Here is a 17,854-nt window from a genome sequence, read left to right as displayed (position 1 = left end):
CATCTGCTTGACCCAGCGGGCCACCGACTCTTTTGCCAGGCCGGAGACCAGCACCAGGTCGTCGTAGGTGTGCCCCTTGGCCTTCAGCGCGGTCTGCATGCGCAGGGTGATCTTGGCGTTGTTGCGGCGGGGGGCGGTCATGGGTAGGCCCTCGCAGTGCAGCCGAACGTGAGCTTGCTGCCAAACGTTCCGTGTTCGAACACCGTGGTCAGCTCGCCGTTGTTCTTCTTGCAGAACTCGTTGATAGCTTCCATGGCTTTGATCTTGTCCTCAGAGCAGCCGGCCAGTGCCAGGGCGAGCAGCAGGATAGTGGTGGTGCGGGCGGTCATGGGCGCAACACCTTGGCTTCGACGCAGCGCGTCCCCTTCCGCAGAGATTCATTTGAAAACGGGATGGATTTGCGCACATGCTCGCACTGCTCAACGGTGGGGAATCGTTCGACCACGGTCGCCTCATGTCCGTAGTACCCGCCAACGGTGATCAGGAGCCAGAGAGTTACCGTCTCCATCACACACCCTCCTTCTTCAAGAACGCCGTCAGCCGCTTGATGCGGTCGCCGTTGTACTCGGCGATGCGGCGGGCGTAGTCCGCGCTGGACTGAGCCGCCAGGAGTTGGCGCTGGGCTTCTTCCAGCTCGCGCTGGGCCAGTTCCTTGGGGGAGGGTTTGCGGAAAGGGTTTAGGAATTTCATGGGGTGCTTTCAGTTGGAACGGAGAGGTTTGTCTTTGGCGGCACGATCAGGCGAGCAGGTGTGCATAGTCTTTGAACAGGCGCGATTCCCAGTCGGTTTCGCCAAGGCATGCGCGCTGGATGAAGGCCCAGCTCGGCACGTCCTCGCGGTCGATTTCGCGGCACCAGATAGGCATACCGAGCACGCGGGTGACGCGCTCAAGCACCTGAAAACCGGTGCAGTCGCTGCGCGTCCACCGGCGCACGCGGTGGGTGGTGGCGATGATCTTCACGATCAGGCCGTCACACCGTTGATCCGAAGAAACTCGCGGCGCTCGGCGATGCTCTTGATGCCGGCGGCCTTGCGGAGCATCGCTGCTTTGCCCAAGTCTTCGCAGTAGCGGTGGGTTTGGCCGAGGACGATCCAGGTGTGCAGGGAGTCCTGCGCGTCGATCTCCAGCTTGATGGCGGCCATTTCGAGCCACTTGGTGCTGACGGTGAGTTTGCGGGTCATCTGGTGCTTTCGTTGGTTTGTCGTTACTGACAACTGAACTTTACCGACAAGTGTGAACAACGACAAGTTTTTTCGCAAAAGGTCACAAACTTTTGTCGGGTATTACGCAAACGCGAAATTTCGCATACACTTCAGTCCGCTCACCGAGCAACTTAAATTTTCAAACTGGAGCACTCATGAACATCGAAGACCGCCTGGAATCCATCGACACATCGCTGAAGACCCTTGTCACCATCCTGCAGAGCGCAGGCACCATCACCGCCGTGGCCGGCGCCCCTGAAGCCGCTGCTGCAGCGCCTACCGCAGAGACCAAGAAGCCCCGCACCAAGAAGACCGACGAGCCTGCCACCAAGGCCGACCTTGTGGACGGCGACCCCGAGGGCACGCGCTACTGGGTGAGCGAAGAAACACAGACCGCCTACGCCCAGAAGCCCGGCGACCCAGACCCCAAGGATCAGTCCTTCAAGATTGAGTCCTCGGCCCAGTACCTTGCCAAGAAGGCAGAGTTCGCAAAAAAGGCCCAAGACGCGGCTGCTGCAGCGGCGTCCCAAGCCAGTGCTACTTCCGCGCCTTCTGCAACAGCCCAACAGGACACTGCCTCGGCCGCGACTTCGGACGCTGACTGGGACACGGTGTTCCGCGCCATCAAGGAACTGTCCACGGCGCCCAGCGGCGGTCGTGAGGCGGTGCTTGGCGTGCTCAAGCACTTCGGCTGCGAGGGCAAGACCGTCCCCGCGCTGAAGGACCTGAACAAGAACGCCGAAATCTTGGCGCACGTGCAGGGCCTGCTGGCACCGGCTGCGGACGCTGATTTGGGCCTGTAAATCATGACCGCGTTCCTCTGGTGCGTCTTCGCGTACATGGGCATCGCGGTTGTGTTGGACCTCATCGTTGCAAACGAGAGCGGCGGCATGGACAAGGGCGACATTTTCGGCGTGCTGGTGCACGGCGCCCTGCTCGCTGGGGCAACTTACTTTTTGGCGGTGAACTGATGGACGAAATCTGGAAACCCATTGAGGGCTACCCACTTTATGAGGTTAGCAGCCTCGGGCGTGTCCGAAGTGTGGATCGCGTCGTGTTCAACAAGGGCAGTGGGCGGTCGTATCCTGTGTGCGGAAAAATACTTCGGTGCCGCCCCGATGCCGACGGCTATCGGCTCGTTACGATCTACGCCGGAGATTCCGTTGCGCACATGAAAGTGCACCGCCTCGTTGCTGCCGCTTTTCTTGGCGATAGCCAAGAAGCGACTGTGAATCACAAGAACGGAATTCGTCACGACAACGCGCTCGGCAACCTGGAGTGGATGACACATCTGGAAAACTTGGAGCACGCTCGTACTGTCCTCGGCACTCGGTCAGGCCAAAAGAACCCCATCGTTGGAACCCACGCGGTTACCGGCGACAAGATTGGTTTCTTGACGGTGGTGGCAGCTTGGCGCGCAGGCTTCAATCGCACCCGCATGCATTTAGCGTTGCGCGATGCTAGTCGTGTCTATCAAGGCTATAAGTGGGAGTACGCATGACATACCATGCCCGTCTTTCTCCGTCGAGCGCCGCAAGATGGACGAGCTGCACCGCGTCCGTGGGTGCCCAGGAGGGTGTCCCGAACGAGGGCAACGAGGCCGCGCGCCGGGGGACCGCCTGCCACCAGATGCTCGAAGAGATGCTGTTGGACCCGAGCATCGACCCGCAGAGCTATCTGGGGCGAAATCTGGTGTTCTTGGAAGGCCGCGAAGTCTGGGTGAACCCGGGTTGCGCGGGGCCGCTCTCGAAAGAGATCGTAACCATCGACCAAGAGCTGATCGACATCTCGACCACGGCTGTGAACTACGTGCGTGAGCGCGCAGCCCTCACCGGCGCCGAGATGCTTGTGGAGCGCGCCGTCCCCATCGGTCAGTTCACCGGCGAGGAAGGTGCCACCGGCCGCACGGACGTGACCTTGATCTACGGCACCACGGTGGAGGTCATCGACCTCAAGGGCGGCCGTGGCCGCGTGGATGCCTACGACGTGATCGTGCCTGCCACCACGGACATGATCACCGGCAAGCCCGTACCCGAAGTGGTGCGCGCCAACCTGCAGATGGCAGGCTATGCGCTGGGGACCATTGAGGAACTTGGCCTGCTCTACGACATCCGCGACGTGGTGATGACCATTGTGCAGCCTGCCATCGGCCACCTCAGCACCTACTCTTGCTCGATTGACGAGCTGCGTGAGGTCGAAGCGTTCCTGCGGCAGAAGGCCGAAGAGACGCGCACCAACCCGCAGTACGTGCCGTCGGCCGACGCATGCCACTTCTGCCGCGCCTCCGGCAATTGCAAGGCGCAGACGGAGATGGTGGTGAACCTCGCGCTCGAAGGCTTCGACACCGACGAGCCCAAGGTGCGCACCCCCGCCGAGATCGAGCTGGGCGAAGCCTACCGCCTCGTGCCGCTGGTCTCCACCTGGCTGAAGGCGGTGGGCGAGCGCGTGTACGAGGCGCTGCAGGCAGGCAAGCGCGTGGCTCGCGCCGACGGCGTGGCCTACAAGCTGGTCGAAGGCAAGAAGGGTGCACGCACCTGGACTGACGAGACCGAGGCCGAGGCCGCGCTGAAGAAGATGCGCCTGAAGACCGACCAGATGTATACCCAGTCGCTCATCTCGCCCACCACCGCCGAGAAGTTGGTGAAGGCGCCCAAGGCCAAGAAAGGTGAACCCACACTACCGCCTGTGCTCGGCCCCACTCAGTGGAACCGACTGCAGGCGCTCATCACACAGGACATTGGCAAGCCCAGCATCGTCCTAGAAACTGACCCGAGACCGACCATCGCCACCGCGCTGGACGGGTTCGGAGACGTACCGCCCGCTGACAACAGCGATCTTTTTTCCTGAAAACTGAAACTCTGAAAGCGCAGACATGAGCAATTTCGCATCTTCCCAACCCGTCATCCTCAAGGGCCTGCGGGCGGCATGGCTCGACATCTTCAAGCCCGGCGAGGGCATGAACGGCGGCGCGCCGAAGTTCAAGTTCACCGGCCTGATGGAACCCGAAAGCGAAGCGCTGAAGATCGGCAAGGCAGCAATGCTGGAAGCCGCCACCAAGCTCTGGGGTCCCGCGAACGCCGCCAACATGATCCGCTCCATGGCTGCCAACAGCCGTGCGATCCGTGACGGCAACGACAAGATGAGCGACGACGGCACCGTGCGCCCCGAGTACGAGAACATGTTCTTCATCTCGGCCAGCAACAAGGCTGACAAGAAGCCCCAGGTGGTCACGCAGAAGAAGCACAACGGCAAGTTCGTGCAGATCACAGAAGCCGGTCGCGGCCTGGTGGATGGCATGGACGTGACCGACCAGCTCGGCTACGAGGTCAAGGTGCCATATCGTGGCTGCTACGTGAACGCCAAGGTGGAATTTGTGGCCGGCAAGTCCTTCAAGGGCAGCGACGGTCAGATCATCCCCAACCAGGTGTTCGCCCGCATCATCGCCATCCAGTTCGTGAAGGACGGCGAGGCATTCGGTAGCGGCCCGACCAGCGCTGAAGGCTTCGGCGAAGAAGAAGTCGAGACCGCCGGTCAAGGCGCCAGCGACCTGTTCTAAACCCACGGGGCTTCGGCCCCGTTTTCTGAAAGACTGAAATGACCCTGAAAATCAAAATCGAAGTGCCTACCGACGGTGGGCCGTACGAAGCCCAAGTCGCCGAGAGCAATGGCAACCCCGCTCACGTGCTTGCACCCGGCGAGGCCGTCGAACTGTACGTGCACAGCGGCAATACCATCACCGTGACCGAGCTGCCCGCGGGCACCAAGGCCGCGATGAGCGCGCAAGAGCCGAAGTAAACCCTTCGCAGAGGGGCGCTTGCCGCCCTTCTCCAAAGGGATACACAACGGGGCCTCCGCCTCCTTTCGCTGGGCTGACCACCCGGTAACTCGCCCCTTATGGCTAACACCAGGTGCCCGTGGACGTTTTACACCTAGTGCATGCGCAAACCGCTGGAGGCCGGCAACGACACAAGCGGGAATTTGGGGAACGGTCATTGAACTTTGAAATTTAGAAAGAACTGAATGCAGCGACTGTGGCTTGATAGGGAGACGTGGTGCGAGATCGACCTGAAAGAAGTCGGCACCTACCGCTACGCGGAAACCGCCGAGGACCTGCTGGTCTCCTACGCGATTGACGACGGCCCGGTCAAGGTCTGGGACTGCACCTGCGAGCCGCTGCCCGACGATCTGCGCCATGCGATGGCCGAAGCCCCCGAAGTCATCGCGCACAACGCTGCGTTCGATAAGGCCATCCACAACGGCCCACGGCAGGCCCACCTCCCCCGCATCGAGTTGACCCGCTGGCGCTGCAGCATGGCTCAGGCGCTGTCCCACGCGCTGCCCGCCAGCCTCGGTGACCTGTGCACGGTGCTCAAGGTGCCCGAGGACCAGGCCAAGAACAAGGAGGGCAAGAAGCTCATCCAGTTGTTCACCCGCCCCCAGCCAGCCAACCGCAAGGTGCAGCGCGCCACGCGGCTCACACACCCCGCCGAGTGGGAGCGCTTCAAGGTCTACGCGGCCGACGACATCACCGCCATGCGCGAGTGCGTGCGCCGCACGCCCACCTGGAATTGGGACGCCTCGGCCATTGCAGAGTGGCACTGCGACCAACGGATCAACGAGCGTGGGTTCCAGGTGGACCAGGAGTTGACACGCGCCGGTGCACGGGCGGCCATCGTAGAGAAGGAGCGCATCGGCGTGCGGTTCCGCGAGCTGACGCGCGGCGTGGTGGACCGGCCGAGCCAGCGCGACCAATTCAAGGCATTCGTGCTCAATGAGTTCGGTGTGGAATTGGAGGACACGACCAAGGACACCTTCACCCAGATGCTGAAGGCGCGCGAAAAGATCGACCCACGTCTTGCCGAGCTGATGGAGCTGTCCATGGCGTCGAACAAGACCAGCACGGCCAAGTACGCCGCACTGGACCCCGCCGTGGCGGCCGACGGACGCTTCCGTGGGGGCCTGCAGTTCGCAGGGGCCAGCCGCACCCGCCGCTGGGCTGGTCGTATGTTCCAACCCCAGAATCTGCCCAGCCGTGGCCTCCCCAAGCCCACCGCAGTCGAGCAGTACATCGAGTGCCTGAAGGCCGGGGCACACGACCTGATGTTCGACAACCTCATGTTGTTCGGTGCGGCGGCCCTGCGCGGTTGCGTGATCGCCCCTCCCGGCAAGAAGCTGGTGGTGGCGGACTTGTCCAACATCGAGGGCCGCATGCTCGCGTGGGTGGCCGGGGAAGAATGGAAGCTGCAGGCGTTCCGGGAGTACGACGCTGGCCGTGGGCCCGATTTATATAAGGTTACCGCCTCCATCATCACCGGCGTGCCGGCCATGGAGGTGCCCAAGTACATCCGCGACTCGCTAGGGAAAGTTTCAGACCTCGCCAGCGGGTACATGGGCGGTGTGTCTGGCTACCAGAAGTTCGCGGCGGCCTACAACGTCCGCATGGCCGACTACTGGGGCACTCTGCAGGAACAGGTGTCCCCCGCGCTGATCGCCAAAGCTCACGAAAACCTGAACAAGTGGGGCCGCCCGCAATTGGAGTCGCTGGAGATCAGCGAAACCGAATGGCTCGCCAGCGAGGCGTGCAAACTCGCCTGGCGCGCTCGCCACCCTGCCACCAAAGCCTTCTGGTACGACCTGCAGAACGCGGCCAAGAGCGCCCTCCGGAACTGGGGCGTGGTGTTTCCTGTTGGCAAGTACATCAAGGTGCGCTGCGTGTCCCACAAGGGTCAGCGCTGGATGGTCGTGCGGCTGCCCAGCGGGCGGCTTATCACCTACTTCCACCCGCACCTGTTGGACGACGGAACCATCGCCTACTTCGGCGAGGCAGCCGAGGAAGGCAAGACCACGCGGCAGTGGGTGAAGGTGTTCACACATGGAGGCAAGATGACCGGCAACGTCTGCCAAACCACCTCGCGCGACATCCTGGCGCCAGCGCTGCAAGTGGCCGAGGACAAGGGATACCTGCCCGTCCTCAGCGTGCACGACGAAGGCTTGACCGAAGTGCCCGACACCCCTGAATACGACGCAGACGGCCTCGTGGCGATCCTGTCCACGAACCCCGACTGGGCCCCGGGCCTGCCGCTCTCGGCCGCCGGGTTTGAAACCACTCGCTACTACAAGGGCTGATATGACCACCCAATTTTTCGATCTCATGATTGATACAGAGACTGCGGGCCTCCCGCCCACCGGAGCGCTGATGTCCATCGGCGCAGTGTTCTTCGATATGAAGACGCAGACCCTGGGCCCCACGTTCCTGCGCACCGTGCACCTGGCGACCAGCGTGCGCGATGGTGGCACCATCGACCCGTCCGCGTTCCTGTGGTGGCTGGGGCAGAGCGATGAGGCTCGCCACGGCGTGCGCTTCAACGGGCAGGACATCCGCAAGGTGCTGCAGGACTTCAGCGACTGGATCAAAGAGACCTGCCGCCACGAGGACGTGCGCCCATGGGGCAACTCGAATGCGTTCGATCTGACCATCGTCGGCGGGGCCTACAAGCGCGCCGACATCAAGACGCCTTGGTACTGGACAAATGAAAGAGATTTTCGGACCGTGCGCAACATGTACTCGGCCATCGAGTACAACCCCGCCGACAAGGGCACCGGCGCGCACAACGCGCTGGCCGACGCGCAGTTCCAGGTCGAGCACCTGTTCAAAATCGCCAACCGCAACAAGAAAGCCCCTGCATGACCCGCGAGTCCACCATCGAGCGCGCCGACAAAGAGGCCACCACCGCCCTCGGCGGCCTGAGCCTCAAGTTCGTGTCGCCCGGCCGCGCCAACGTGCCCGACCGCATCAAGCTGTTCCCGGTGCCACCGGAGCACCAGGAGATCGTCGCCCGCTACTTCCGCTTTGCGGAGTACAAGGCGCCCAACAAGAAGCCCCGGCCCGGCCAAGTGCGCGAGCACGACCGCCTGCGTGCCATGGGCTTCGCCGTAGACGTGATCGACCAAGCACCATGAGAAACGAAACCATCAACAAAGCGCTGGCCCACCTGCCCGCCACCCGCGCCGAACTGGCCGAGCGGCTGGGGGTCAAAGAGGCGCAGGCCCGCTCCATCGCCAAGAACCTCATCGACAACCGCTACGCCGAGGAATGGGGTCAGGCGCCCACGGACAAGGGTGTGTGGACTGCCGTGCTGCACGCAACAGGAAAGGTGCCGGTATGAAGAACACCCACGGCGGTACGCGCCCTGGTAGCGGCCCCAAGACGAAACCCATCAACCTCGCCCGCGTGGCCGCCCTGCGCAAGCAGGGGCTCACCCAGGCGGAGATCGTCATCAGCATGGGCAGCACTCGCTGGGTGGTGGCGCAGGCGGTGAAGAAGATCAACTCTGAAAGCAAGCAATGAAGCAAGTGAAAGTGGGAGCCCTGACCTACGCGCAGTTGATCCTGCACATGCTGGAGGGCGTTCACGACTGCCGCACCCTGGCCGAGTTGACGGGCCTACACTACGTCACCGTCCTGCAGTACACCCGCGAACTCCACGCCGCCAAGGCCGCGCACATCTGCGCATGGGACAAAGACGGACGCGGCCGGGACTCCATCAAGATTTACAAGATCGGCCCAGGGCGCGACGCCAAGCGGCAACGTAAGACGGACGCCGAACGGGCGCGAACCTACCGCAGCAAGGCCCAGCATCTGGACATGGTGCAGCGCCTGGCGGGCAGCACTGTTTCCTCAACCAACTGAAAGACCGAAATGACAATTCCCCGCATCAAACAGTGGTTCCAACTTGCCGTACCGGAGCCCACCGACAAAAACCGCGCCGTACAGCTCGGTTGCCACGCGGAAGAGTTCGCCGAGATGCTGACGGCATTGGGCTTCCAAAACACCTCGGCGAACGTCGAACTGTGGGCCAATTACATGAAGAGCGAGTTCCCGGGCGTGATGCAACCAGACCGCACCGAACTGCTTGACGCCATCTGCGACCAGATCGTCACCGCCGTCGGCGTGGCCCACATGTTCGGGCTGGACATCGAGGGCGCGCTGGCCGAGGTCACACGGAGCAACTATTCGAAATTCGTTGACGGCAAGCCGGTGTTCGATGCCAACGGCAAGATTGCCAAGCCACAGTCGTACATCAAGCCTGACCTCACGCCTTTCCTGTGACCCGCTACGCCCCTCGGGTTTATCAGCCCGCCATCACCAATCATATCCTGAACCACCCCCGCTGCTTCGTGGCGGCGTCCATGGGAACCGGCAAAGGGCCGGCCACCCTGGAGGCCCTGTCCATGCTGTTGCTGCTCGGTGAGGTCAAGCGCGTGCTCGTGCTCGGCCCCAAGCGCGTGGCCGTCAGCACGTGGCCCGGTGAGATCGAGAAGTTCAAAGCCAGCTTCGGGCACATGAAGATCGCCGTGGCCGTCGGCGATGCCGATACGCGCCGCGCCGCCATTGGCTCCGACGCGGTGATCGTTACGGCAAATTACGACGTGCTGGAATGGCTGGTGGAGTACCACGGCGCCAACTGGTCGTTCGATTGCATCGTCTGTGACGAAAGCACGAAACTCAAGAGCCTGCGCGTCAGCATCCAGACGAGCAAGTCCGGCAAGAAGTTTCTCACCGGCCAAGGGGGCAAGCGCGCCAAAGCCCTGGCCCGCGTCGCGTTGACCCGCGCCACTCGGTTCATCTGCCTGTCTGGCACGCCCGCTCCGAATGGCCTGGAAGATTTGTGGGCGCAGTATTTTTTCTTGGATTCCGGCCGACGCCTCGGAACCAGTTTCACTGCCTTCAGCCACCGCTGGTTCCGCGCCCGCCCGGGAAGCGACCCGCAGAAGCAACAGATTGAACCGCTACCTTTTGCGGACGAACAAATTCGCGCAGCCATCAAAGACATCACCATCGCGCTGGAGGCGCGCGACTACTTTGACTTACCCGAACTCATCGAGAACGACATCAAGGTTGAGATGCCATCGGCCGCCATGAAGCTCTATAAAAAAATGGAGCAAGAAATGTTCGTGGAGCTGGAAGGCAAGCCCATCGAAGCCTTCAGCGCGGCAGCCCTCTCGCAGAAGGTTTTACAAATCGCTTCTGGCGCGCTCTACACCGACGCTGACGGCGCATGGTCGCTGGTGCACGACGCCAAGATCGAGGCGCTGCAGAGCGTGGTCGAAGAGGCAGCAGGCATGCCAGTGCTCTGTGCGTACCACTTCAAGAGCGACCTGGCGCGCATCTTGAAGGCGTTCCCCAAGGCTGTGCACCTCGGCGCCGACCCGAAGATCATCGACCGCTGGAACGCGGGTGAGATTCAAATGCTCGTGGCCCACCCACAAAGCGCCGGCCACGGGTTGAGTCTCCAGCACGGAAGCAACATTCTGTGTTTCTTCTCCAGCAACTGGAGTCTTGAGGCCAGCGCGCAGATGGTCGAGCGCCTGGGCCCCACCCGCCAGGCGCAGAGCGGGTACAACCGCCCGGTGTACGTCCATCGGCTCATTGCGGCCGGAACGCTGGAAGAGGTTGTCGTGAAGCGCCTGCGCACAAAAGCCTCCATCCAAGACGCTCTCATGGAAGCCATGAAAATTTCCCGCTAAAACCCCTCACAACCCCCTTGCGCAGTTTTTGCGCGTTTGCTAAACTTCCTACCATCAACAACCGAAAGGCAATCATGGTCGGAGTAAATGGCATTGAGATCAAGGTGGGGCAGGTGTGGCGCTGCCGAGATGGTAAAGAGCGCAAAGTCGTCAGCAACGACGGGCACGACGATTGGCCGTGGGACCTCGAAAACGGCGACTCGGTGTCCGACACTGGCGCTGAGTTTTATGACGGAGAGAGCAACAGCGACCTGATCGAACTCGTCAAGGACGAGAACGGCTTCACGATCTGGCGCGGCGGTGAGCAGCCGGCGGAAACGCGCGGGAAGGTGGTCGAAGTTAGGATCGGCCGCTCGACCAAGCACGGTCCTGCCGACAGATATATGTGGAACCACTGCGGTAACGCAGACATCGCCGCCTACAAAGTGGCCGAGAAAGCCGCAGCCCCGCAGCCCTCCGACAGCGCCACCCTCGCCGAAGAAACCCTGAGCGCCCTCGGCTGGACGTTCGACGGCCAAGCGTGGACGGAGCAGCCGAAGGCTGAATTGCCCATCGGTATGGTGCCCAACGCGCTCGACGTGCAGGTCGGCGGCACCCACTACAAAGACTGCGCCATCCAACCCATCGAGTACATCCACGCCAACAAGCTCGGCTTCGCCGAAGGTAACGTGGTCAAGTACATCACGCGCCACCGCCAGAAGCACGGCGCCGACGACGTGCGCAAGGTCATTCACTACTGCCAGCTCCTGCTCGAACTGGAGTACGGCGCGGGCAAGACGGAAGGAGGTGTGTGATGGAACTCAACCGTGAGTGCTTACGGAAGGCGATGATGGCTTTCTATGACGCCCCGGGTAGTGCACATGACGGCGTAGCACCGGCCATCGAAGCCTACCTCGCCGAGATGTTCAAGCCCGGCCAGATTCAGATGCTCGAACCGCTCGAAGTGATCCCCCAGCGCGACTATCGCAAGGAACTTTGGATCGGCGTTCAACTGAAATTCGGCAGCTCCAAACACGCAGACGACGCCCTTGCGGACTTTGACATCCGATTCCACAAGGAGTCCACCCATGGATGACTTCACCATCGGCCTCGCAGTCGGCCTGTTCGCAGGCGTCTTCATCGGTGTGTGCATCGCCGCACTGCTGGTCGTCAACAAAGGAGAGAGCACATGACCCCACTCGAATGGATTTTTGCAATCGGCATGACGCTGCTTGCCCTCGGTGCCGGAGCAGCGTTCTTCATCCTCGTTACCGCTTTCAAGATGGTGCGCCAGCGCCTGGAGAAACACCAATGACACCAATCGAATGGTTTGGCCTCATCGGCTTCGCGCTGCTGGGCCTGGGCTTCGTCGCCCACCTCTACAAAGCCAACCTGAACAAGCTGCGCCTCGACGCGCTGCAGACCTACCAGTGGAAGGTCATGTGCATCGACGGGCAGTTCGCCGTGCTGGAGGGCACGCCTGTGCGTCAGGTCGGCGCGCAGAAGCCCACGGTTCGCGAGGCGATTGATGCGGCGATTTTGGAGCGCCAACATGCCAAGACGCAAGTTTGACGCTTCGATGCTCGCGCCGGAGTACTACACGCCGCCAGCGTGGATGACCGGATACCCGACGGTGCTACACGACGCGCATCTACTCACCTGGAAAAAGCACAAGGTCAGCGTGCAAAAGAAGGACTACTACCGGCGCAAGAAAGAGGAAATTCTTGCTCGCAACAAAGCGTGGCGCGAGGCCAACCCAGAAAAGGAACGCGAATGCGTCCGCAGATGGAGGGAGGCCAACCCCGAGCGTGTAGCGGAACTCCGGCGCGCAGACTATGAACGCCACCGCGAGCGCCGACTGGCAAACCAAGCCCAGCGCTGGCAGGACCTCAACGATGCCAGTGTTCGGGGCATCGTGGCGCACGGATACGGGTCTGTCGGTCTGACCAGCAAGGACGTGCCCGACGAAGTGCTCCCGATCTTCCGCACCCAGATGCTGATCAAACGTGAACTCAGAAAACAGAAAGTCGCACCATGAACCTCGAAGCACTCACCAATGAATTGACGGGTCTCTACAAAGACATCCGCGCAGGCAAAGTGGAGCCAGCAGTGGCCCACGAACTCAACAACACGGCGGCCAATATCCAAGGTGTCATCCGCCTGGGCCTGCTGAACGCCAAGCTGCAGAACAAGTCGCCAGACCTCGCTTTCTTCAAGGAAGCACGCAAGGCGGCTGTCAAGAAGGGGGTGAAGCGTGGATGACGCCGACCTGAGCCAAGACCGCGCCGAGCGCGAGGCCCCTTACCTGCTCGCAGCCAGCCGCAAGCCGACTGGCCCCACGGCCACCGGTCGGTGCCTGTACTGCGACGAGATCGTTGCCGACGACCAGCGGTGGTGCGACACAGCCTGCCGTGACGGGTGGGTGCGCGAGTCGCGGTTGCGGGGAGGTGTGCGATGAGCGAAGACGAAATGTTGGAGCTGGCTGCGAAGGCCATGCACAACCTGCGGAACCCGAATTTCTGTAACTACACCGTGGTGGATAAAGAAGTCGGTGTGTGCTTAGAACTGGGTTCTCGCCGGGGTGCGATCACGAGCTACTGGAACCCCCTCGTCAACGATGGCGATGCCCTGCTTCTGGCGGTGAAGTTGCGCATGTCGGTGACGGTCTTTGACAACGCGGTGGGTATCGGTATCAAGGGCGACTTTGGTTACCGTGAGTACGACATAACTCCAGACCCCCACGCCGCCACTCGCTGGGCCATAACCCACGCCGCCGCCGAAATTGGAAAGGCAATGCCATGAACGACAAACGATTCGAATCCTGGTGGACCAGCAACCCGGCGCGCGTGGCGCTGAACCCGGCAGCGAAGGAAGTGGCGCGCAAGGTGTGGAAGGCGGCCCAGCAGGACATGGCGACGGAACTGCTGGAGATCAACCCAGCGCCTGCTGGTGCGTCGTTCGACGCGCTGATCGCCTCGCTGACCACAGCACGCGGCGTTCCGCACGTCAAGGGGGCACCATGCTAAAACGCATCCCCCTGTTCTGCCAGGAGACTGGCTATTCTGAGAAGGCCTTGGCCCGCAAGATCGAAGACGGCGTGTGGGTCGAGGGCCGCGAGTACGTGCGGGCGCCGGATGGGCGCTTGCTGATCGACATGGATGGGTTCAACAGGTGGGCTCGTTCCGAACAAAACACCAAACCCCGGCGAAGAGTCGGAGAAAGCACCATGTGAACCTCGACCAACTGACCGCGCGCATCCGTACCGCCATCGAATGCACCACCAACCAGCTTCGCCCGCCCGTAATGGGCCCGGGGCTCCCCGAGTCCACCCGCACCGCGCTGCAGGTCCACCTCGACGCGCTCCTGAAAGAAGAGCTGCGAGCGCTTACTGGGCAAGCGCCGGAGGGCGATTTGGCTGGGTTCGCAGAGCAGAACGAAAAATTTGCGCAGGACATGGGTTTGCGCAAAGACCCCGAGCCGCCCATCTACGAAAACCTCTGGCTCCAAGCGACCAGCGACCTCAACGCCGCGATGGGCCTGGTACAGCAGAACCAAGAGTTCTTCGGCGCGCAGTGCGGCGACGACAAGATCAAGGTGATTGGCGAGTTCTTCGTCAAGTGGGCGGCCCTCATGATGGAGCCGAAGGCCGACACCACCCCCTGGTATCCCGACGATTCAGGCGACTGGGTGGAAGGCCACCCGCGCGAGCTGCCACCTAACACACCAATGGCGGGCTGGTTGTTCCGGTCCGAACGGGACAACAAAGCGTACACGACCCCGGAATCCGACTGGACCGCAGGCGAGTTGCGCAACCGGAACATCGTCGCCTACAAGGTGGTCAAGCCATGACCTACGAAGTCCAATTCCAAGTGGGCACCGCCGAGTACACCGCGCGCGGTCCCGACATCGACGGCGTGCTGCGGCTGATCCAGGGGGTGCAGGGTGTGGGGCGTGTGCCGGAGTGGATCGACTGGGCCGGCGGTGCGTGTCCCGTAGCTTCCGGTGTCGTCGTTGCCCTCCAGCCCCGTTCGGGTAGACAGACGCGCGGTGAGGGTCAAACTTTTGACTGGGGTCACACCGGCCGCCCTGGCGACATCGTGAGGTATCGCGTATGCGAGTGATCCTCCACGGCCCCGTAACCGCCGACCACCTGGCCGATGCCGAACTGATGGCCGGGATCACCCCGACCAGCTTCGTGACGAACGGCCTGTCCCACCCGCCGCGCGGCAGCCGCCTGCCCGTCGATGTCTACCCGATCTGCCCGATGCAGCCGGTGGAAACCCGGGAGCGGGCGCGGAACTACACACTTGTTTTCCACTCAGACGCATTGGTGTGTGCAGGGGGAAACGACCATCTTGTGTCTCTTGCGCGCAACTATAACCTACTGATTTACGAGGTTAATCCATGAAACGGATTTCACTGGCGCGGTTGAGACAGGTGTTGCACTACGACCCGGATAATGGCGTGTTCACGTGGCACCCCCGTGGCCTCGAAGATTTCGACGGCGATGAAAGACGATGGCGCAGTTGGAACACGCAGCATGCCGGTCGCCCTGCAGGGTGCTCAACACTGCGCTACACCAACATCCGCATCGACGGCAAAACATACTGGAGTCATCGTGTCGCATGGTTCTACACACATGGTCACTGGCCCAACGGGATTATCGACCACCGGAACGGCGACAAATATGACAACCGATTGGACAACCTTCGTGTCGTTTGCCCGATGGGCAACGCTGAAAATCGCAGGGCGCTCATGCGCGGGAAGAAGGAAGACTTACCGATAGGTGTGTTCAAGATGCCTCGTCCGGGTTTGCCCAACCCCTACATGGCGCGCATCGCAGCCAGAGGCGCCCGAAAGTATCTGGGGTGCTTCCCAACACCTGAAGCCGCATCGGCCGCCTACCTCGCGGCAAAACGAGAACTGCACGAAAGCAACACGCTATGACCGAAACAGCAGAACAACCGGCCCACAAGCTCAACGCCGACCAGACCGTGGCCGTCGCCACCGACGTGTTCTGGAACGAGGACATGACCACGTGCCCTCGCGGCGCCAAGGTCCAACTGCTCGGCGCGGGCGGCGTGGCGGTATACGGCGACTACCACGGTGATCCGTTCTGGCAGGCGTGGTGCCCGCTGCCGAAGCGTCGGAGGAAGGTATGAACTCGCATCAACGTCGTGTGGCTTTTCGCAAGCAGTACCCACACCCTGTGGTTGAGATTCGCGGTGACAAGGTGTTCGTCCTCGCCTAGAGATCGTTCTGGAGAAGGGCACTGCGCCACCCCAAACTTCGTGCACTATACGCAGAGTGGGTGGCGCAGGGACGACCTGAACCTGATCACTTCAGGCAAACACCCCTGACGTAATCCTGCAGCCCCGCTATTTGCTGGCGGGCAGTTTCAATCCCGGCTCGGAGACTGAAATAATCCCGTTCAGCGGCGTCAGTAAGTCGGGGGCCGCCTGCATCAACCACGCTGGTGGCGCCGGGGGCTTGGGGCACACCAGTTCCGGTTGGGGCGGGGCACTTGGCATTGATCCGCAGCCCGACACGGCCAGCGCGCACATCAGACTGCAGAGTTTCCAGCTTGCGCTTTTCATGGTTCAGTTCCTTCGTGTGTTTCTCGTCCAGAGCGGCCACGGCCGCCTTGCGCGCATCGTCCTCGGCGACCACCGCCTGGTACGCCTTCAGTGTCTTGTCGGCCAACACGCGCAGCACCTCGGCGTTGTCGGCCTTCGTCTTCTGATGCGCCGACTTCTCGCCGGCCACCCTCACCTGCTGCCCGGCCAGCGCCAGCAGGAGCACCACGATCAGCGCCTCGCGCCAGAATTTGAGCAGCCCGATCATGTCAGTGCTTTCAGCGCAGTCTCGTACTGCGCCTTGCGCTCGGCCAGGTGCATGAGCGCTGGCCCGTTCACCCGCCGCGTCACCTCGGTCATGTCGCCCTTGTCGGCCGGGTCGTTGCACTTGGCGTCGTGCCAGTACCAGGCTGCCGTCAGCGCGGCGTGCTTTGGCGTGGTGACCAGCGCGGGGTTGCCCACGTAGTCGTACCCCAGCGACTCGCCGGCGCGTTCGTAGTTTTTGCGCCAAGTTAGCTGCACCAAACCTCTGCCATGCATGCCTTTGTAGAGCAGTTCGCTCAGGCCCTTGGGGTTGCGTGCGTATGGCTCGGCGTCAGCCATGCTCTTGAACGCGCGGGGGTAGATGCGCGCCAACCGTGAGGCGTCCTTGTAGTACAGGCCCTCTTCCACCGCCGACAGGTGCGCCGACTCCACCGCCACGGTGGCGAGGAACGCCGCCTGGCGCTGCAGAGAGCAGATGTCGAATCGACCCATGGCATCCAGCAGGGGCTGGTGGTAGGTCTGCGCGTTTCCGTACGGCGCGCTGGTGGCCGCCGCGAGTTGTTCAACCGTGAAGGTCATGGTCATACCTCGATAATCTCAATGGTCAGGTCCGGCGCGGGGCCTTCGATTGCGCCGTTGCGGAAGAACACGCGGTCACCCACGGTGGCCTCCCCGCGTGCAGTAGCCATACCACCCTGCTCCTGGATGGTGGCAACGCCGTCGGCATAGGCGATCACCTCACCCACGCGCAACGGGTAGGTGGGGATCAGCTTCTGGAACCGGCTAAACAGGTTCGACATGTGTTTCCACCCCCAAGGTTTGCCAGATAGACGGCAGCCCAACTTCGACCTGCACGCTGCGCGTGAGACCGATGCGCTCGATGCCCCCATCCAAGTAGCGCACGAAGCTGCCCGGGGCGATGATCCCGGTCTCAGCGAGCACCGGCAGGCGCAGGCCCACTGTGGCGATGCGGCCTGTGTCGGACAGCACGGCGATACCCCGCTGGCGCGCGGCCACCGCCTCGGTGATCAGCGGGTCGATGATGGTGGGCGCCAGGTAGTCGCCAGCGGTGCCTTCTCGCGTCACGCGGCCGTTGACCCCAACCTGCTGGCCCATGACGTACACCCGGTTGTAGCGGGCCTTGTCGCGCCACTCGATGCTCTCGCGGCTCATCACCGCCGATGGCAGCTCGAAGTCGGGTGTGACGCCCGCCCAGTCCCACGGCGCCACGGGGTAGCGCGACAGGACCCGCAGCACCTCGTCGGTGTTGTGGGGCTGCAGGTACGCCGAGATCGACCCGGCCAC

37 protein-coding genes are annotated in these 17,854 nt (G+C 62.3%); 27 read left to right on the top strand and 10 right to left on the bottom strand.

Going from position 1 to position 17,854, the window contains the following annotated elements; all coding sequences use genetic code 11:
- Positions 1–137: 137 nt before the first annotated feature.
- Genes DU506_RS18500 through DU506_RS18480 form a run of 5 tightly spaced genes read right to left on the bottom strand, consistent with a single transcriptional unit; the run spans position 138 to position 1,182 of the window.
- A complete protein-coding gene (locus tag DU506_RS18500) occupies positions 138–329 on the bottom strand; it encodes a hypothetical protein (protein ID WP_114488346.1) in 192 nt (63 codons plus the stop codon).
- Positions 326–508 (bottom strand): hypothetical protein, encoded by a 183-nt coding sequence (locus DU506_RS18495; RefSeq protein ID WP_114488345.1) that lies wholly within the window; start codon positions 506–508, stop codon positions 326–328. Before DU506_RS18495 ends, DU506_RS18500 begins: the two co-directional genes overlap by 4 nt.
- Positions 508–690 (bottom strand): hypothetical protein, encoded by a 183-nt coding sequence (locus DU506_RS18490; RefSeq protein WP_114488344.1) that lies wholly within the window; start codon positions 688–690, stop codon positions 508–510. Before DU506_RS18490 ends, DU506_RS18495 begins: the two co-directional genes overlap by 1 nt.
- Positions 691–736: 46 nt before the next feature.
- On the bottom strand, positions 737–961 hold the full coding sequence (locus tag DU506_RS18485; RefSeq protein WP_114488343.1) for a hypothetical protein: 225 nt from the start codon (positions 959–961) through the stop codon (positions 737–739).
- A gap of 2 nt (positions 962–963) precedes the next feature.
- Positions 964–1,182, bottom strand: a complete 219-nt coding sequence (locus tag DU506_RS18480; RefSeq protein ID WP_114488342.1) for a hypothetical protein — start codon at positions 1,180–1,182, stop codon at positions 964–966.
- A 176-nt stretch (positions 1,183–1,358) separates the two neighbouring features.
- On the opposite strand from DU506_RS18480, the gene DU506_RS18475 reads away from it, so the two are divergent.
- From DU506_RS18475 to DU506_RS18365, 24 genes are all read left to right on the top strand, one after another.
- Positions 1,359–2,006 carry a hypothetical protein gene (locus DU506_RS18475; protein WP_114488341.1) on the top strand — a complete coding sequence of 216 codons (648 nt, stop codon included), beginning with the start codon at positions 1,359–1,361 and terminating at the stop codon, positions 2,004–2,006.
- Between the two features lie 3 nt (positions 2,007–2,009).
- Positions 2,010–2,174, top strand: a complete 165-nt coding sequence (locus DU506_RS21765; protein WP_181870818.1) for a hypothetical protein — start codon at positions 2,010–2,012, stop codon at positions 2,172–2,174.
- Entirely contained in the window at positions 2,174–2,704 is a 531-nt protein-coding gene (locus DU506_RS18470) for an NUMOD4 domain-containing protein (RefSeq protein ID WP_114488340.1), read from the top strand. The genes DU506_RS21765 and DU506_RS18470 overlap by 1 nt, the downstream gene beginning before the upstream one ends.
- Entirely contained in the window at positions 2,701–4,050 is a 1,350-nt protein-coding gene (locus DU506_RS18465; protein ID WP_114488339.1) for a DUF2800 domain-containing protein, read from the top strand. Before DU506_RS18470 ends, DU506_RS18465 begins: the two co-directional genes overlap by 4 nt.
- Before the next feature lie 25 nt (positions 4,051–4,075).
- The gene (locus DU506_RS18460) at positions 4,076–4,759 is read left to right on the top strand and encodes an ssDNA-binding protein (RefSeq protein WP_114488338.1); all 684 of its coding nucleotides are present in this window, start codon (positions 4,076–4,078) and stop codon (positions 4,757–4,759) included.
- Between the two features lie 38 nt (positions 4,760–4,797).
- Positions 4,798–4,998: a PDZ domain-containing protein gene (locus tag DU506_RS18455; RefSeq protein WP_114488337.1), complete on the top strand. Its 201-nt coding sequence runs from the start codon at positions 4,798–4,800 to the stop codon at positions 4,996–4,998.
- A 225-nt stretch (positions 4,999–5,223) separates the two neighbouring features.
- The gene (locus DU506_RS18450) at positions 5,224–7,329 is read left to right on the top strand and encodes a DNA polymerase family A protein (RefSeq protein ID WP_114488336.1); all 2,106 of its coding nucleotides are present in this window, start codon (positions 5,224–5,226) and stop codon (positions 7,327–7,329) included.
- A gap of 1 nt (position 7,330) precedes the next feature.
- Positions 7,331–7,891 carry a 3'-5' exonuclease gene (locus tag DU506_RS18445; protein ID WP_114488335.1) on the top strand — a complete coding sequence of 187 codons (561 nt, stop codon included), beginning with the start codon at positions 7,331–7,333 and terminating at the stop codon, positions 7,889–7,891.
- On the top strand, positions 7,888–8,163 hold the full coding sequence (locus DU506_RS18440; RefSeq protein WP_114488334.1) for a VRR-NUC domain-containing protein: 276 nt from the start codon (positions 7,888–7,890) through the stop codon (positions 8,161–8,163). The genes DU506_RS18445 and DU506_RS18440 overlap by 4 nt, the downstream gene beginning before the upstream one ends.
- Positions 8,160–8,369 (top strand): hypothetical protein, encoded by a 210-nt coding sequence (locus tag DU506_RS18435; protein WP_114488333.1) that lies wholly within the window; start codon positions 8,160–8,162, stop codon positions 8,367–8,369. The genes DU506_RS18440 and DU506_RS18435 overlap by 4 nt, the downstream gene beginning before the upstream one ends.
- Positions 8,366–8,551, top strand: a complete 186-nt coding sequence (locus DU506_RS18430) for a hypothetical protein (protein ID WP_114488332.1) — start codon at positions 8,366–8,368, stop codon at positions 8,549–8,551. The genes DU506_RS18435 and DU506_RS18430 overlap by 4 nt, the downstream gene beginning before the upstream one ends.
- Entirely contained in the window at positions 8,548–8,892 is a 345-nt protein-coding gene (locus DU506_RS18425) for a hypothetical protein (protein ID WP_114488331.1), read from the top strand. The genes DU506_RS18430 and DU506_RS18425 overlap by 4 nt, the downstream gene beginning before the upstream one ends.
- A gap of 9 nt (positions 8,893–8,901) precedes the next feature.
- The gene (locus DU506_RS18420) at positions 8,902–9,312 is read left to right on the top strand and encodes a nucleoside triphosphate pyrophosphohydrolase family protein (protein WP_114488330.1); all 411 of its coding nucleotides are present in this window, start codon (positions 8,902–8,904) and stop codon (positions 9,310–9,312) included.
- Positions 9,309–10,730: a DEAD/DEAH box helicase gene (locus DU506_RS18415; RefSeq protein ID WP_328588000.1), complete on the top strand. Its 1,422-nt coding sequence runs from the start codon at positions 9,309–9,311 to the stop codon at positions 10,728–10,730. The genes DU506_RS18420 and DU506_RS18415 overlap by 4 nt, the downstream gene beginning before the upstream one ends.
- A gap of 74 nt (positions 10,731–10,804) precedes the next feature.
- Complete coding sequence (locus tag DU506_RS22020; RefSeq protein ID WP_197161732.1) at positions 10,805–11,524, top strand: DUF3310 domain-containing protein; 720 nt, start codon at positions 10,805–10,807, stop codon at positions 11,522–11,524.
- On the top strand, positions 11,524–11,805 hold the full coding sequence (locus tag DU506_RS18405) for a hypothetical protein (RefSeq protein WP_114488328.1): 282 nt from the start codon (positions 11,524–11,526) through the stop codon (positions 11,803–11,805). The genes DU506_RS22020 and DU506_RS18405 overlap by 1 nt, the downstream gene beginning before the upstream one ends.
- 93 nt (positions 11,806–11,898) lie before the next feature.
- Positions 11,899–12,024 carry a hypothetical protein gene (locus tag DU506_RS22600; RefSeq protein ID WP_267907111.1) on the top strand — a complete coding sequence of 42 codons (126 nt, stop codon included), beginning with the start codon at positions 11,899–11,901 and terminating at the stop codon, positions 12,022–12,024.
- Entirely contained in the window at positions 12,021–12,281 is a 261-nt protein-coding gene (locus DU506_RS18400; protein ID WP_114488327.1) for a hypothetical protein, read from the top strand. Before DU506_RS22600 ends, DU506_RS18400 begins: the two co-directional genes overlap by 4 nt.
- A complete protein-coding gene (locus DU506_RS18395; RefSeq protein ID WP_114488326.1) occupies positions 12,262–12,747 on the top strand; it encodes a hypothetical protein in 486 nt (161 codons plus the stop codon). Before DU506_RS18400 ends, DU506_RS18395 begins: the two co-directional genes overlap by 20 nt.
- On the top strand, positions 12,744–12,971 hold the full coding sequence (locus DU506_RS18390; protein ID WP_114488325.1) for a hypothetical protein: 228 nt from the start codon (positions 12,744–12,746) through the stop codon (positions 12,969–12,971). The genes DU506_RS18395 and DU506_RS18390 overlap by 4 nt, the downstream gene beginning before the upstream one ends.
- Positions 12,972–13,163: 192 nt before the next feature.
- The gene (locus tag DU506_RS18380; protein ID WP_114488324.1) at positions 13,164–13,511 is read left to right on the top strand and encodes a hypothetical protein; all 348 of its coding nucleotides are present in this window, start codon (positions 13,164–13,166) and stop codon (positions 13,509–13,511) included.
- Positions 13,508–13,735 carry a hypothetical protein gene (locus tag DU506_RS18375; protein WP_114488323.1) on the top strand — a complete coding sequence of 76 codons (228 nt, stop codon included), beginning with the start codon at positions 13,508–13,510 and terminating at the stop codon, positions 13,733–13,735. The genes DU506_RS18380 and DU506_RS18375 overlap by 4 nt, the downstream gene beginning before the upstream one ends.
- On the top strand, positions 13,729–13,941 hold the full coding sequence (locus tag DU506_RS18370; RefSeq protein WP_114488322.1) for an excisionase: 213 nt from the start codon (positions 13,729–13,731) through the stop codon (positions 13,939–13,941). The genes DU506_RS18375 and DU506_RS18370 overlap by 7 nt, the downstream gene beginning before the upstream one ends.
- Positions 13,938–14,558 (top strand): hypothetical protein, encoded by a 621-nt coding sequence (locus DU506_RS18365; RefSeq protein ID WP_114488321.1) that lies wholly within the window; start codon positions 13,938–13,940, stop codon positions 14,556–14,558. Before DU506_RS18370 ends, DU506_RS18365 begins: the two co-directional genes overlap by 4 nt.
- On the opposite strand, the gene DU506_RS21495 is transcribed toward DU506_RS18365, so the two are convergent.
- Positions 14,537–14,785: a hypothetical protein gene (locus DU506_RS21495; RefSeq protein WP_147273781.1), complete on the bottom strand. Its 249-nt coding sequence runs from the start codon at positions 14,783–14,785 to the stop codon at positions 14,537–14,539. The two genes, DU506_RS18365 and DU506_RS21495, sit on opposite strands and share 22 nt — an antisense overlap.
- A gap of 35 nt (positions 14,786–14,820) precedes the next feature.
- On the opposite strand from DU506_RS21495, the gene DU506_RS18355 reads away from it, so the two are divergent.
- From DU506_RS18355 to DU506_RS18345, 3 genes are read left to right on the top strand one after another with little or no spacing between them, the layout of a single operon-like run.
- A complete protein-coding gene (locus tag DU506_RS18355; protein WP_114488319.1) occupies positions 14,821–15,117 on the top strand; it encodes a hypothetical protein in 297 nt (98 codons plus the stop codon).
- Positions 15,114–15,656, top strand: a complete 543-nt coding sequence (locus DU506_RS18350) for an HNH endonuclease signature motif containing protein (RefSeq protein WP_114488318.1) — start codon at positions 15,114–15,116, stop codon at positions 15,654–15,656. Before DU506_RS18355 ends, DU506_RS18350 begins: the two co-directional genes overlap by 4 nt.
- Complete coding sequence (locus DU506_RS18345; RefSeq protein ID WP_114488317.1) at positions 15,653–15,871, top strand: hypothetical protein; 219 nt, start codon at positions 15,653–15,655, stop codon at positions 15,869–15,871. The genes DU506_RS18350 and DU506_RS18345 overlap by 4 nt, the downstream gene beginning before the upstream one ends.
- Positions 15,872–16,046: 175 nt before the next feature.
- Here the strand turns inward: DU506_RS18345 and DU506_RS18340 are convergent, their stop codons facing one another.
- From DU506_RS18340 to DU506_RS21760, 4 genes are all read right to left on the bottom strand, one after another.
- A complete protein-coding gene (locus DU506_RS18340; RefSeq protein WP_114488316.1) occupies positions 16,047–16,553 on the bottom strand; it encodes a lysis protein in 507 nt (168 codons plus the stop codon).
- A complete protein-coding gene (locus DU506_RS18335; protein ID WP_181870817.1) occupies positions 16,550–17,128 on the bottom strand; it encodes a glycoside hydrolase family 19 protein in 579 nt (192 codons plus the stop codon). Before DU506_RS18335 ends, DU506_RS18340 begins: the two co-directional genes overlap by 4 nt.
- Positions 17,129–17,130: 2 nt before the next feature.
- Entirely contained in the window at positions 17,131–17,349 is a 219-nt protein-coding gene (locus DU506_RS18330; protein WP_114488314.1) for a hypothetical protein, read from the bottom strand.
- On the bottom strand, positions 17,333–17,854 hold a 522-nt coding region (locus DU506_RS21760), incomplete at its 5' end, for a hypothetical protein (protein WP_220254454.1). The genes DU506_RS21760 and DU506_RS18330, both read right to left, overlap by 17 nt.

The organism is Vreelandella rituensis (assembly GCF_003336665.1).
Taxonomy (GTDB): domain Bacteria; phylum Pseudomonadota; class Gammaproteobacteria; order Pseudomonadales; family Halomonadaceae; genus Vreelandella; species Vreelandella rituensis.
This window is presented reverse-complemented; position numbering and strand designations above follow the sequence as displayed.